Annotated in this window: 15 protein-coding genes; 10 read left to right on the top strand and 5 right to left on the bottom strand. The window is 62.3% G+C overall.

All coding sequences use genetic code 11. The features are described from left to right. Nucleotides 1–4: 4 nt before the first annotated feature. The 4 genes from R4P57_RS06550 (at nt 5) to R4P57_RS06535 (ending at nt 4672) form a co-directional block, all read left to right on the top strand. A complete protein-coding gene (locus tag R4P57_RS06550; protein ID WP_317802045.1) occupies nt 5–958 on the top strand; it encodes a CopD family protein in 954 nt (317 codons plus the stop codon). Between the two features lie 429 nt (nt 959–1387). Continuing rightward, a complete protein-coding gene (locus tag R4P57_RS06545) occupies nt 1388–2446 on the top strand; it encodes a serine protease (protein ID WP_317802044.1) in 1059 nt (352 codons plus the stop codon). 144 nt (nt 2447–2590) lie between these two features. After that, the gene (locus R4P57_RS06540) at nt 2591–3424 is read left to right on the top strand and encodes a DUF4145 domain-containing protein (RefSeq protein WP_317802043.1); all 834 of its coding nucleotides are present in this window, start codon (nt 2591–2593) and stop codon (nt 3422–3424) included. Nucleotides 3425–4237: 813 nt separating this feature from the next. Further along, on the top strand, nt 4238–4672 hold the full coding sequence (locus R4P57_RS06535; protein ID WP_317802042.1) for a hypothetical protein: 435 nt from the start codon (nt 4238–4240) through the stop codon (nt 4670–4672). A gap of 8 nt (nt 4673–4680) precedes the next feature. Here R4P57_RS06535 and R4P57_RS06530 read toward each other — a convergent pair whose 3' ends face one another. Then, nucleotides 4681–4851, bottom strand: coding sequence for a helix-turn-helix domain-containing protein (locus R4P57_RS06530; RefSeq protein WP_317802313.1), 171 nt, complete (start codon nt 4849–4851; stop codon nt 4681–4683). Between the two features lie 236 nt (nt 4852–5087). Between R4P57_RS06530 and R4P57_RS06525 the strand changes: the two genes are divergently transcribed. Next, on the top strand, nt 5088–5927 hold the full coding sequence (locus tag R4P57_RS06525; protein WP_317802041.1) for a hypothetical protein: 840 nt from the start codon (nt 5088–5090) through the stop codon (nt 5925–5927). Here R4P57_RS06525 and R4P57_RS06520 read toward each other — a convergent pair. Beyond that, the gene (locus R4P57_RS06520) at nt 5888–6271 is read right to left on the bottom strand and encodes an aminoglycoside 6-adenylyltransferase (RefSeq protein WP_317802040.1); all 384 of its coding nucleotides are present in this window, start codon (nt 6269–6271) and stop codon (nt 5888–5890) included. The genes R4P57_RS06525 and R4P57_RS06520 overlap by 40 nt on opposite strands. A gap of 46 nt (nt 6272–6317) precedes the next feature. Further along, on the bottom strand, nt 6318–7427 hold the full coding sequence (locus R4P57_RS06515) for a hypothetical protein (RefSeq protein ID WP_317802039.1): 1110 nt from the start codon (nt 7425–7427) through the stop codon (nt 6318–6320). A 122-nt stretch (nt 7428–7549) separates the two neighbouring features. Between R4P57_RS06515 and R4P57_RS06510 the strand changes: the two genes are divergently transcribed. Then, nucleotides 7550–7840 carry a hypothetical protein gene (locus tag R4P57_RS06510; RefSeq protein ID WP_317802038.1) on the top strand — a complete coding sequence of 97 codons (291 nt, stop codon included), beginning with the start codon at nt 7550–7552 and terminating at the stop codon, nt 7838–7840. A 38-nt stretch (nt 7841–7878) separates the two neighbouring features. Here the strand turns inward: R4P57_RS06510 and R4P57_RS06505 are convergent, their stop codons facing one another. After that, nucleotides 7879–8472: a hypothetical protein gene (locus tag R4P57_RS06505; protein WP_317802037.1), complete on the bottom strand. Its 594-nt coding sequence runs from the start codon at nt 8470–8472 to the stop codon at nt 7879–7881. Between the two features lie 482 nt (nt 8473–8954). On the opposite strand from R4P57_RS06505, the gene R4P57_RS06500 reads away from it, so the two are divergent. From R4P57_RS06500 to R4P57_RS06485, 4 genes are all read left to right on the top strand, one after another. Next, nucleotides 8955–10145, top strand: a complete 1191-nt coding sequence (locus R4P57_RS06500) for a DNA cytosine methyltransferase (RefSeq protein ID WP_317802036.1) — start codon at nt 8955–8957, stop codon at nt 10143–10145. After that, nucleotides 10129–10998, top strand: coding sequence for a GIY-YIG nuclease family protein (locus tag R4P57_RS06495; RefSeq protein WP_317802035.1), 870 nt, complete (start codon nt 10129–10131; stop codon nt 10996–10998). The genes R4P57_RS06500 and R4P57_RS06495 overlap by 17 nt, the downstream gene beginning before the upstream one ends. An 18-nt stretch (nt 10999–11016) precedes the next feature. After that, nucleotides 11017–11931: a LysR family transcriptional regulator gene (locus tag R4P57_RS06490; RefSeq protein WP_317802034.1), complete on the top strand. Its 915-nt coding sequence runs from the start codon at nt 11017–11019 to the stop codon at nt 11929–11931. A 68-nt stretch (nt 11932–11999) separates the two neighbouring features. Continuing rightward, entirely contained in the window at nt 12000–13109 is a 1110-nt protein-coding gene (locus R4P57_RS06485) for a TDT family transporter (RefSeq protein WP_317802033.1), read from the top strand. On the opposite strand, the gene R4P57_RS06480 is transcribed toward R4P57_RS06485, so the two are convergent. Then, nucleotides 13100–13450, bottom strand: coding sequence for a VOC family protein (locus tag R4P57_RS06480; RefSeq protein WP_317802032.1), 351 nt, complete (start codon nt 13448–13450; stop codon nt 13100–13102). The two genes, R4P57_RS06485 and R4P57_RS06480, sit on opposite strands and share 10 nt — an antisense overlap. Nucleotides 13451–13462: the final 12 nt, after the last annotated feature.

Genomic DNA, 13462 nt, shown 5'->3' with positions numbered 1-13462 from the left:
CGACGTGGCTGCGGTGGGCGAGAGAAGCGTTCGGCTGGTACTCGCCGCCGCAGCTGCGGCGTTGCTGGGAGTCGCGGCAGCGTTCGCGCTGGCGTTTCCCACCTTTCCCGGTGGGTCGTCGTGGCTACGGGTGATCGCGGTGGCGTCGGGCTCGGTGGTGTTGGGGTTCGGGGTTCTCGCTGTCCTGGACGGCAATTCCGAGTCCCGACGCCCCGCCGTCGACTCGCTGGTGATGTGGCGCGCGATCGGCTATCTGTCGGGACTGTGGGCGGTGGCCGAGTTCGTTCTGCTGGTCGCGGCGGCGGCCGATTCCGCCGGGCGTACGCCACTGACGTTGTCGCCGAGCGCTTTCACCACGTTCGCCACCTCGATCTCCGTGGGTCGTCTGGGTTCGGCGACGGCGATCCTGGCGCTCGCTCTGTGCGCCATCGGGGTGGCCGGGTATCGCTTGGGGGCGAGCTGGTCTCCGATTCCGGTGATCGTGCTGGCGTCCCTTGCACTGGTCGCTCGGCCGATCACCGGGCACATGTCGCAGTTCGCGTTCGGGTCGTTCGCCGTTGCCGTGCATGTGGTGTGCGCGTCGGTGTGGCTCGGTGTACTGGGTGCGATGGCGTTGAGTCTGCGGAGCAAATCAGCATGGGCGACGCTGTTGCCGGTCTATTCGCGAGTCGCGTTCTGGTGCGTCTTCGGGGTTGCCACCACCGGGGCGCTGGACGCGGTCCTGAAGCTGGAGAGCCTCACTGCCGTGGTCGAGACCGGTTACGGCCGAATCGTTCTCGCCAAGGTCCTCGTCACGGTGATCCTGGTCGCGTTGGCTCACCGGATCCGTGGGACGTGGTTGCCGACCGTGTCCGCACACCGATCCACGGTGGAGCACTCGGTGGGGCGCGCGGCTGCGCACGTCTGCCTGCTGGCGGTGGCGTTCGGCTTGGCTGCGGCGCTGGCGACCACTGCGTGAAGGCACGAGTGGAGCCTGCGATCGGGGCTCCAACGTCAGGTAGTAGGTCCTGACCTCCGGCAGGGGTCCTCTTGGTCCGGTCTTACTTACAAGGTGCGTTTACCGCTTCCAGAACGTCGGCGAAATCTGCAATCGTGTCGCTTCGATTGCCCATCAGGTCACTCCAGATTTCCCGGTGGCTGTCAGTGCGGGTGATCGTCCGCCGACTTTCCCGCGTTCGCGGGCTGCGGCGAGGCCGGCGTGGGTGCGTTCGCGGAGCAACTGAAGTGTGAGGCCGGCGAGTGCGCCGAAGATATGGAAGGTGATTGTGCGGGAGCGACGGAGACCGGCCACGCTCGGTATCGCGGTAGCGCGGTTGAGATGTAACGGATTGAGGCACACTGGAGTCGGGTCGGGCCCGACGATTGGACGTGTTCGACGGTGCAGAAGATGACTCCGCACACGAGGTTGCCGCTGCATGTGCGGCTCGAGATTGCGAAGCACATGGCGAACGCGTTTTTCCCGCTCCATTCCGACAAAATCAAAGCTGGTCTGGGTAAGCCGAACCCGCCTGGCAACTCTTTGCCCCTGGCGCTGCACGAATTCATCGAGTACCTCAAGCACACCGAGCTGGTCGAAGATCCGTGGGTCATTGGCACCCAGATTGCGGCGGTTGCCGACGATTTGACGCGCGCAGGTTTGCTGAACCGTATGCCCGGCTCCATGCCGCCTCCGTTTGGGGATTGCTTCTACGCTATGTCGGCCGGCGTGACGAAAGCCCAGGCCGGGGGCGATCTATGGCTTTCGCGCGCTCTGGGCCCGGAGTTTCTGATCAGGTCTTTCATGCCCGCCGCGGTGGCTGTTGTCGGGACGTGTGATGGCAGGGAAACCGCGGGGACCGGGCTGTTGCTCGACGATCGGCACGTGCTTACCAACCGGCATGTGGTGAGCGATATGTCGGTCGAATTCGTGGAGACGTCGTCTGCCGCACCCCCGACTGCGGAGTCGTCTTCGGTGACGCCCGTTCGGCTGAAAGTCACAGATATCAACGCTCACGATATGGGCGGGGATCCGGACAAGAATCTGGACGTAGCGATTATCGAAGTCACAGGAGTGGAGGGCGTGAGCGGTCTGGCTGATGGAGTTGCGTTCCGCGACCCTGAGTGGTCGGACTCCGTGTGGACTTTCGGTTATCCATCCGTACCAATGACACGTGAGTTGTCGCTGTTGGTCCATTCGGGTGGGGTAGTGAATCCAGAGGTTGTGGACTATTCGGGGAACAAGCTCTTGCTGTTTTCCGCGGTTGCTCGGCCAGGTAACAGTGGCGGTCCGATTGTCGCGGCCGACGGGCGGGTGGTCGGCATCGTCGCCCAAGAGCTGCGGATGGACAAGAGCTTGGAGTCGCCGTTCTACGCAGGCGTGCCGACCCATGAGATACAGAGAGCGCTGGTGGATATGGGTTATACCGATTTACTCAATGTGGAGTTGTGGCAGTCGCTTCGAGACTGAGGCTGCTGACTGAGCTGCTTTGGGAGGCCGCACCGCAGCTTCTGCTCGCACCAACTGGCGGTGTATTTCTCGGCCGGCGGGGATCGACAGTTCCCAGACCACGGAGCGGCGGTGCGGTGAGGCTGTTCTGGCCTGCGTGCTGTCGTGCCTGCTTCCTATGATGGTCAGTCCTCGACCAAAGGGAATGTGTCCGTGAAACGATTTGTCTCGCAGCTTCTGCCGAACGGGTGGTTCAACGCATCGTCGTGGCCATCGATCGAGTGTCCGGTGTGCAATCAGGGTGTCCTCACAGTGCCGAGGGCCGAGAAGAATGGTCGAATTTACGATGACGTCAGGTACGACCATCCCTTTAGTCAGGCTCAATACCAGCAGATAAACCCAGCCGACGTCACAGGCATCTTTTCGGTGGCATTGGAGTGCAACCAGGGGGATTGTCTCGGTGTGGTGCACGCCGTGGGTGACATGGCGGTGGATGTGCAGTTCGGCGTCGACGATGACGGCCACTACCGGGGTAGCGAGGTTGACGTCCTCAAGGTCAAGCACTTCTACCCCCCGGTGGAGGTATTCGATCACCACACGGAATACCCGGTATCGGTGGATCAGGAGCTGAGGCGAGTCAACGCGTTGATGTGGTTGGATCCCGCTGCTGCCATGACCGCTCTGAGAAAGGGGGTCGAGGAGCTGCTGACCGAGCGGGGGCTGCCAACTCACCGGAACACAGGTAAGAGGGGGCGTCTTTCGCTCGATGAGCGGCTGTCCGAGTTCAAGCGCGATCAACCCGAGCTGAGCGAGCTTCTGCTGGCGACGAAGTGGATGGGAAATGTGGCAACTCACGAGGACCAAGTGACGCTGACGGAGGTCGCCGAGGCGATCGAGCACGTCGAATTGACGTTGACCACGTTGTATCGGCCGAACTACGCGACCGCGCTGGCACGCGCTCGCAGCATCAACGACGCCAAAGGTCGGTCTCAACCTTGATCAGGCAGTCCCCGTGTGGTATCCGAATCGAAGGGAGTTATTACTTTGTGACTACGCTCCTAGGTCCTTCGTAGTGCCCGATTTCACACGTAAGATCGGGTGCGTGATGGTTCGACTCCACATATGACCTGCTGTACACGGTGGTCGGCACCATCTGAAGTTCCAACTGAATAGAGCGTGGATCGGCGCGATGCACTTCTCGCCCTCTTGCCCCTAGGCGCGGAAACGCGCCTTCACTTTCGGCAGTCCCCTCCGATGGGGGCTGCCCCCCCCGTCGGAGAGTCCGTCGGGAGCAACAAAGAGAGGGGGCGGGGATGGCTGCTACTACGCCTGATCCACCTGAAGAACCGAGGCCTCCGCGGGCCGAGAGCTTTGCGGCTGCATTTACGCAGGGCGCGATGTGTATGCGAGGAGCAGCAGTGTTGCTCGCATACGGCAACAGCTCGACCACCGTATTACTGGTGATCGAGCTGCTGGCTCTAGGACTCCAGTTGGCTGCTAGCTTCTCGCGCCGGCGCTGACAAAGGGAGACCTCGGGCAAGGGGCGGCTATCTCGGTGTTCCAGCACCTTGGTAGTCGCCCTTTGTGGGCTTGTGTCCACTGTTTGCCTAAGTCCAACTGTAGACGGAGTTTCGAACCTTCACAATCACGCGGGCTATTAATCCCCTGCTCAGAGTCCAGATGCGCAGCTCACGCATAATGCAGCTTTGGTAGACGAAGTGCGTACTGTGCCCAGCTGGTGTCCACTGGCTCGCTCCAGCGAGCCCTTCGATTCCGACAGTTTCGGGTGCAGTGTGCGGTCATACTTCGTAGATGTACGACGGCCCCGAGTTCCAGTACGTGCTGAGTATTCGCGACGAACGTGGCGGGTCTGCGCCCGGTGACATCACCTGCTTCTACGACGGGGTACCGATCGGATGCTTCACGTTCGAAGTTCACGAGTCCGAAAAGGTCGTGCAGACCCTCATGTTGCAAAACCACGGGTTCGGCAAGGACAACGAGGATCTTCGTCGGCCAGGTCTCGGGATGGAGATCTTTCGCCAGTTGATGGCCAAGTTCCCTGGCTACGAGATCCGTGTGAGCGGCGATGTCTCCGGGATGCTCAAAGAGGGCCGTGAGTTCATTGCGGCGGTGAGACGGGGTAACCCCGAGAAGGGCAGGCCCCCATGGCCTTACCACGAATACGAGTGCTTCCGATCTGGTCGTGATTGTCAGTGCGTGCTCGGTGGCCGCCGACGCAGCACGTAACCGACTTCCTACTGTCGACCGAGTTTCTCGAAGTCGCGATAGAGGGTGCGTTTGCTGACACCGAGGGCATCCGCAATATCACCGATTGTATTGACCTGGTTGCGCATTCGGGTAGCTTCCCGCTTCTTAGTGACAGTGAGCGCGGGTGGGCGGCTGTCAGTTTCAGAAGACGACTGCACTGTTTCAGAAGTGGACTGCACTAATCACTTCTCGCAACCGCTAGAGCGGCTCGTTCTTCCCGCGCCAGGGTGAGGTTGCTGTAAAGGGCGGATCGTTTCAATCCTGGTCAAAACGCGCACCCAAACCGCAGCAAGCCGGTCAGGCCGACTTCCTCGAGATGGAGTTGTCCTGCAAACTGAAACGATTCGGCGTGCCCTCTTGAATCAGTGGTGTGAATCAATGACAAAATCGGTAGATGGGTGTGAAGGATTGGTGGGACGGTCCCCGCCAAGAGGCGGTTCCGCGCACGGTTGCTGTAGGCGGGATACTTCTCAGCCTGGCCGCACTGGTCGCTGGTCTGACCCTGCCCAACAGCGCAAGTTTCTGGATCAGCGTGTGCGCTGCTCTCTTCCTTGTCGGTCCTGGCCTGGTGTTCTCGAATTTGCTTATAGCGCGGTGGCAGAACCGCCGAGTCGAGAGGCAGGCACTTCCGTGGCTTGTCTCGATCTGCGCCCTGCTCGCTCAGTCCTTCGACACATGCCGACAGGTTCTGGCGGCTGCAGGCGTTGAACATGAGTTGCCGCCGACACCGAACAAGTGCGACGTTGCGGCTCTCTTGTCGGTGGCCTCGTCCTATCCCGAATTGTTCTGGCAAACATTGTCGAACTCCCAGCCGATCCCTGATTCCATCCGGTTGACGCAAGACGATCTCACCCTCACACACTTCGGGTTGGTTGCACAGATGTTGCGAGAGGCGAGTTCGCTTGTCCCAGTGTCTGCTTCATCTCAAGTCGCAACTTTCGCCGAGGCCTGGGCCGAATCCGCTGGCGTGACAATCGTGCACCATCATCGAGAAGACGGTCGGGCCGTTCTAGAGCGAAAAATCGGGTACCCGCAGATTATCGATGCGGCGAGAACCGCAGAACTCAGTCCGACCTTGGTGGCGCACTTCGATACACAGAGTCTAGCCGAGCTGGCTGTAAACCAACTGCTTCGTACTAAGCGGTTACTAGAAGTGATCGCCGCTGACCTTCCCACTGATGTGGCTAGTTCTCTTCAGGCTTTCGACGTGCCGCAGTTCGATCCCGCAGGCTGACCGTCCTTGTCGAGGAGGACCTGGAACGGACGATCGTATTCGCCGGCCGCATCGGCCACGTCAACCAGAGTGAAGTCGAGCTTTCCACCGACGTAGTAGACCAGGCGTGTGGGCTGGTCGTCACCGTTCTCCAACCGTCCTACGGCGAGCACATCACCGAGTTCGAGCCACCAGGAATCGTCGTTTTCAAGCGGTTCTGTGTTGCGGACGTACAGTTCGATATCCCGGTCCGACAGCGGATGCTCTGCGTGCGTTGCGGGGGATCCGGTGAGAACGACGGCCCTGACATTCTCGTTCTGCTTCGACCAGGTCAGCACCGACCGGACAGCCGAGTCATAGCCCACGGTCTGAATTATCCGTGCGTGCGCTCCGCCTGTGGGCGTCAGGTGTTCAGGTCGGTTCGGGGTTGGCGTCGAGCCACAGTTGTAGGGCCTCGTTTCCGATTTCTCGTCGATTCCTTCGAGTGAGCTTGAGTAGCGCTGCCCTGTTGTGGATGTCTTCCACCAACTCTGGCTTCACCGGCCACGGAAAGGTCACCGGCTTCGCCCCTGCGGCACGTGTAGGTGTGGCCAACAGCTCGGCCCGGGGAAACAGTTCGACGAGTGACTGCATCTGCGGAACCGTGATCTCGAGGGGCTTGTCGTCGGATCCCCACGCCAGGATCGTGTTTCGTGTGGATTCGTCGGCTACGCCCTGGTTGTGTACGAAGTCGTTCCGGATCGTTCTGATGTCTCCGAACAGAGGGATCAGGAGGTCCGTTCGTCGCCAGCGGTCGCCATCAGGCGCGAGTCCGTGGGCCAGGGCCAGTCGTCCTCTGTAGCGTTCCTCCCAGACTGCGAAGATGTGTGTGAACCATTGGCCGTACACCATCGATTGCAACTCAGGGTAAGCGCCGATTTCCAGTAGTCCTTCACCTGCGACGAACGTCATCACTCCTGCCGACGTGGCGGACTCGACGTGGTACATGTCGATCCGTCCTAGCCCGGGAGAATCCACGATGCGAAACGTCTGCACGTCCAGATACGCGGCGTCGCGGCCGGCCGTTAGCCACGCGTTGACCGCGCTGGCCACGGCATCGTGGCTGGTCAACGCAACCGCGAGGGAGAGAAGGTAGTCGCGTTCGAGCTGATCGACCAACTCTTCGACAGTGGCGACATCAGGAACAACGAGATCGAGCGCAGACAACGAACTTCCGATTTCTGCCTCGATGCGCTTCATGTAGGCGACCATGTCTAGCCCGGTCATGGTTTTCGGTCGTAGGAGTTCGCGAACTTGGGTGACAGCGGGTTCGATCGCTCGGACGATCGGATCAGTGGTGGTCGCGGATAATCGGTCGAAGTCGGACACCAGGTCGCCGAACGGCGAATGGTCCAAGGCGTCGATGTAGTTGCCGGCCATGGGCTGACCTTCGGCCCCGCCCATTGGTTGACGTTGCCACGCTGCCGCCAGTTCGCGAACTGGGACGAGGCGTCGCTGCCATTCCGAGATGTCATCATCCATGACCGTCAGGGTATCGGCGGGCATCGACTGTTGGTTGGAATATTCATTTGTCCGACAGCGCCTCTACGCTTGCGCAGGCATCGGAGATCCGACCTTCGAAACATCCAACCAGGAAGGCACACATGACGATTTGGGAACGCACGGACAACGGCGGCCGCGCGGATTGCGGCTACAAGAAGTCCGTCGCGGGCTACTACGGCCCGAACCCCGGACCGGTTGAGCGCGCACGCATCGTAGAGGAGGACGAGAAGAACGGCGCAGGGGCCTTTCTGACCCCCGATAGCGCGAAAGGCGTTGATACACAGCGCATTCTCGTCGAGAAGATCGTCCAGTGGCCTCGTGACGGAAAGTCGATCCGTGTACGCAACGCGACCAAGCCGCCGTTCGGCGATTGGGTCGAGGTTCCCGAGTAAGTTCACCCTCAACGCGTGTGGGGCGTGGCAGCAGGATCTCAGGCCGGTAGTAGCCCTCGAAGATCTTTCGCGTGCGTAGCTGTCAATCCTTTTGCAAGGCAGTACGTCACGATGAAATCGCTGCTGCGCCCCTGCGCAAGGAGGGCAGTGAGAGCGGGCCAGACTTTGGACATGATGTAGTTGTCCCGCTTGTTGTAGCCGCCGCCGTAGCCGGCATCCACTAGATCGTCGAGATGACCCGCGGTCTCGGCGTCGACGGCGGGCGTCGGCTCTCCGGTCAGCAAATTGTGGGCTTGTACCGCTGCCGCCCACCCGTCCGCCTCAGGGCGACTGCTGGACAGCACCGCCAGTACGGTTCCGCGGGCACGGGCAGTAGCTGCGGCTAGTACGCGGTCGTCTGGGTAGTACGTGAAGACCGGCCCACCGTGGGGTAGCGGGTCCGATCTGAGCGTTACCGTCCGTTCGGACCCGAAGCGGCGGTACGGGTCACCGCCATGTTGCCCCAGGAACAGAACGGCATGCCGCATCTGATGTTCCGCTGAAACATAGTCGAGGAGCATGTCCTCGTATACATGGAGCTCTCGCTTGCCTGTGAATGGAATCCAGACACCTACGTGTGTCTCGGCGCTCATGTTGCCAGTGTCGCAGCAGCCTCTGACACAAACGATCCTCGCGGTGTCGCTGTGCAGCTAGTCCCACAGATGCGAGAGTGATGGGCGCTACCGAAGCACGCTTGCCTGGGTGCCTTGAACAATCGCTTGTGGCACCGGACCGAACTGCTCGTTTCGGCTGAAGGCTTTGAGTAATTAGCCGCGTTAGCTGGGCTTGGCCGAACCCTGCTGTTGTCGATCAGTCCGAACCCTACTTCGAGGTCTCGGAGTGGTCTGCGGGTCCGCTGCAGGCTCAATTCGAGCGAACTGACCGCAGATCCGATGAGGGTCTTTTCGATGTGCACAACGTCAGCCGATAGTCGTGCTTGAGCACAGTCGGGGGTATGGGATTGATCCCCTGAACAAGGGTTTCGACGCCCCACAGAACGACCAACAGAATGGGTCAGAGCCTGCGGAATGACCAGAAAGGACAGTCTGTCGGCACTCTGTACTAGCCTGAGTGAATGCCGAAGTTGACTGTGGTGCCGGGTGGTTCTTCGGCACCTGCGCTCGGTCGGATCCACACGGTCGCGGAGTTCTTCGCCGGTATCGGCCTCGTCCGAATGGGTTTGGAGCAGGCCGGTTTCGAGGTCTCGTGGGCCAACGACATCGAGCGCGACAAGCATCACATGTATCGCCAGCACTTCGGTGACGATGCCGGCCATTTTCAACTCGGCGATGTCGCTGCCACTCGCGGTCACGATTTGCCCGAGGATTTGTCGTTGGCGTGGGCGTCGTTTCCGTGTACCGACTTGTCGTTGGCCGGCGGCCGGGCCGGGCTTGCGGGCAAGAACTCGTCTACTTTTCGGCATTTCACGCGGGTCCTGAGCGAGCTCGGTGATGCTCGACCCGAGGTCGTGGCGCTGGAGAACGTCGTCGGGCTGGCGACCAGTCACGGTGGAGACGATCTGGCCGCAGCGGTCCGGGAACTCAACGAGCTCGGCTATTCGGTGGATGTCCTCACCATCGATGCTCGACGCTTCGTCCCACAGTCGCGTCCACGCCTCTTCCTGATCGGGGCGCAGAATCCCCCCGAGGATGCCCGCGATCCCAACAGCGAGCTTCGACCGGATTGGCTGCAGGCGGTGTACGGCGATTCGACGTTGCTGACGCATCGGGCTCCGCTGCCGAGTCCGCCGATTCCGTTGACCAGCGGTCTCGGTGATGTGGTCGAGCGCATGGACTACCGCGACGAGCGGTGGTGGGATGCGGCCCGTACCGCAGCGTTCGTGCAGTCGTTGTCGCCGATTCAGTTGCAGCGCATCGAGATTCTGAAGAAGGCTCGCAAGGTCAGCTACCGCACCGCCTACCGTCGCACCCGCAACGGCGTCGCCGTCTGGGAGGCTCGCCCCGACGACATCTCCGGTTGCCTCCGTACCGCCCGCGGCGGTTCTTCGAAACAGGCTGTGGTCAAGATGGGCAACGGCCGGTTACAGGTGCGCTGGATGACGCCACTCGAATACGCCCGCCTGATGGGTGCGGGCGAGTACACACTCGACGGCCTGCGAAACAACCAGGCGCTCTTCGGTTTCGGTGATGCGGTGTGCGTTCCCGTGGTCGCCTGGCTCGCCGTGCACTACCTGATGCCACTCGTCACCGGGACACTGAGTTCGACTGCGTTTAATACGACTGCGGCGCATGTCCAGTCACGGTAAGTCCTCGCTGCGGTCGTCTGCCGTCGCGCCGCGCAAGAGCACTCTTCCCGCGGACGACGTACAGTCCTTTCGCACCGCTCTGCGAGAAGTGCTGGGCGAGAGAGACGATCGGGGCCGGGTGTGGTCGGCAGCCAAATGGGGCGTGTATGCGTTCTACGATTACGACGGTGAGCCGATCTACGTGGGGCAGACCAAGGAAAAGCTCAGCGTTCGGGTGCAGCGTCATCTGACGAACCAGCGAACCGACGCCGTCGCCATGCGGGTGCTCGATGTCTTCGAAGTCGCGGAGATCGAGATCTGGCCGCTGTGGCAGTACGAGGATCTCAAGAAGTCCGACGGCGCAGAACACTTCCGCGCGGCCGAGCGTGACCTGAATGCTCACGAGTACACGGCGTACCTCGAGGCCATCGACAAGTCGCGGCACAAGGCGATCCTCAACGAGAAGATTCCGCCGGTCTCGCAGCCCATCGCACTCCCCGCATCACTGCGTCGGTCGCTGATCTCCGAGCAGACCCGACGCGAGCGCGGGCATCCCGATATCCGGATCGCACGCCGCGCCGAAACCATCTCACGGTTGGCAGCGGTCACTCGTGAACGCGGCGAGGTCTCCGAAGGTCTGCGACGCGTCCTCGTGGTCCAGGCCGTGCGCCTGGCCTACCTGTCGGCCGAGCGACTCGCCTTCGTCGAGGGGCATCCCATCCCCGATCCCGCCGCCATCGACGTCACCGCGCTGGTGGGCTCGGTGCTGCACGAGCGTAGCGATCCTGACGATCCCGAAGACACGGAAGATGTGATCGAGTCCTCGGACACCACCGAGCCCGAGGGCGAGCTGGACCTGTTCGGCGAGTACTGACGAAAGTAGGCTCGCCCTGTGCCGCTTCCCCCTCACGTTGCCGATCTCACCAGCATCGACCTGCTGCTGTCGGTGGCCGAGCTCGGCAGCATCGGGCGGGCGGGTCGGGCTCACGGCATGTCGCAGCCGGCGGCCAGTGCACGTATCCGGTCGCTGGAGAGGCGTGTCGGCGCTCCATTGCTGACACGGGGCGCACGAGGAACGGTACTGACCGAATTCGGTGAGCTCGTCGCGAGTTGGGCCGCACCGGTCGTTCGGTCCGCCGAGGATTTGGCCACGGCCATCGCTACGTTGCACGCCGAACGCATCGGCCATGTGCAGATTGCCGCGAGTCAGACTGTCGCAGAGTATCTTCTGCCGCGCTGGCTGGTCACGCTGCACACACTTGTCCCGCACATCGTTCCGGCGCTGAGTTCGGGTAACTCGACGGTGGTTGCCGAGAAAGTGCTCGCGGGCACTGCCGACCTCGGATTCATCGAAAGTCCCTTTGTGCCTGCAGCTCTGGAACACCGGACCGTTGCCACCGACGAACTGGTGCTCGTGGTGGCACCGGATCACTCCTGGGCCGTCACTGCGCCGTCGGCCGTCGAGATCGTCGGCACCGCACTGGTGACGCGGGAGGCGGGGTCGGGGACGCGCTCGGCCTACGAAAGCGCTCTGGCTGCAGCGGGTCTCGGGCAACCGATGTCGCCGCTCCTCGAGGTCTCGTCGACGACGGCGATCAAGTCCGCTGTCGGGGCAGGAATCGGCGGAGCCGTGCTGAGCTCACTGGCCGTCGCCCCCGAGTTGGCCGCCGGCACCCTGGTCCGCGTACCGATCCCAGGATTGACTCTGCGTCGTGAGTTGAGGGCGATCTGGCCGTCCGGCCGCGCGCCGAGTGGACCGGCCGCGGAGTTGCTCACCGTGGCCGCGAAGACTCACCTGCAGCCATAGCCCTGGGTTATGACTGGTGGACGAACTGACGCCTACCGAGCAGGCACGACACCGCGCAGGCTGAAGACATGACCGTGACAGCTCCTTCCCGCGTGGTGCGCCGCCAGCCCTTCGAGCACATCACCCCCAACTGGTTCGCCGCGGTGATGGGGACCGGCATCGTGGCCACCGCGGCCGCAACGTTGCCGGTGCAGTTCCCCGCTCTGCACGTCTTCGCGGTCGCTGTCTGGGTCTGCGCCGCAGCGGCGCTGGTCGTGATCGGTGCGGCCTTCGCGATGCACTGGACCGGGCATCGCGACCGGGCCGTCGAGTACGCGCGACATCCGGTGATGGTGCAGTTCTACGGTGCTCCGCCCATGGCGATGCTCACCGTCGGCGCGGGCGCAGGTCTCCTCGGAGCGGACCTGCTCGGATCCACCGCGGCCACCGCACTGTCCGCCACGCTGTGGATCACGGGGACGATCGCAGGTCTGCTCACCAGCGTCGTCGTTCCGTATCGAATGATCACCGCGTCCGATCATCGCGAGGTCGCAGCACTGCCCGCGTGGCTGATGCCCGTCGTCCCGCCGATGGTCTCGGCATCGACCGGGGCGTTGCTGCTTCCGCACCTACCCGAGGGCCAGTGGCGGCTGGCGCTGCTGTGCGCCTGCTACGCGATGTTCGGTCTGTCGCTGATAGTCGGGATGATCACGCTGACTCTGATCTACGGACGTCTGCTGCACGGCGGTCTGCCTCCTGTCGACGCGGCTCCCACCGTGTGGATCACGCTGGGACTCATCGGCCAGTCGATCACTGCGGCGAACCTGCTCGGCACCGACGCATCGATGGTGTTCACCGGTGCACAGTCGTCGATCGCGGTGGGATTTCATGTGTTCGGCATCGGCTACGGGTTGGTCATGGGCGGCTTCGGAATGCTGATGTTCGCGCTCGCGACGGCTCTCACCGTGCACGCCGCACGCAGGAACCTGGGGTTCTCGCTGGCGTGGTGGTCGTTCACGTTTCCCCTCGGCACGTGCGTCACCGGAGCCACCGCCTTGGGACATGCGCTGAACTTCGGTGCGGTGCAGGCTCTGGCCGTTGCCCTGTACCTCCTACTGCTCGCGGCCTGGATCACCGTGGCCACCCGCACTCTTCGCGGCATCCGGAGCGGAGAGTTGCTCCATCCGGATCACAGGTGAGAAAGAACGTTCACCACGTTGCCGCCGGAGTCGCGAAAGAAGAATCGACGTACGCCCCACTCCTCGTTGCTGATCTCGTAGACGATCTCGAGTTCGGCGTCCATCGCTGCCCGATACGCCGCGTCCACGTCGTCGACTTCGATCGACGCGGACGGATTGACCGGCCCGGTGGGATCGGTGGTGATCAGGCTGAGCTGCGCCGCACTGTCACCCGATGGAGCGAGCGTGGCGATCCAACCGTGATTCATCACCACCTCCATGCCGGTGACCTGGACGTACTTGTCCAGTGCCGCATCGAGATCGGTGACCGTGAGCAGTGGCATCGCGCGCACAACATCCATGCCTGGACTGTA

This window comes from Rhodococcus sp. IEGM 1330 (assembly GCF_033142445.1).
Taxonomy (GTDB): Bacteria; Actinomycetota; Actinomycetes; order Mycobacteriales; family Mycobacteriaceae; genus Rhodococcoides.
This window is presented reverse-complemented; position numbering and strand designations above follow the sequence as displayed.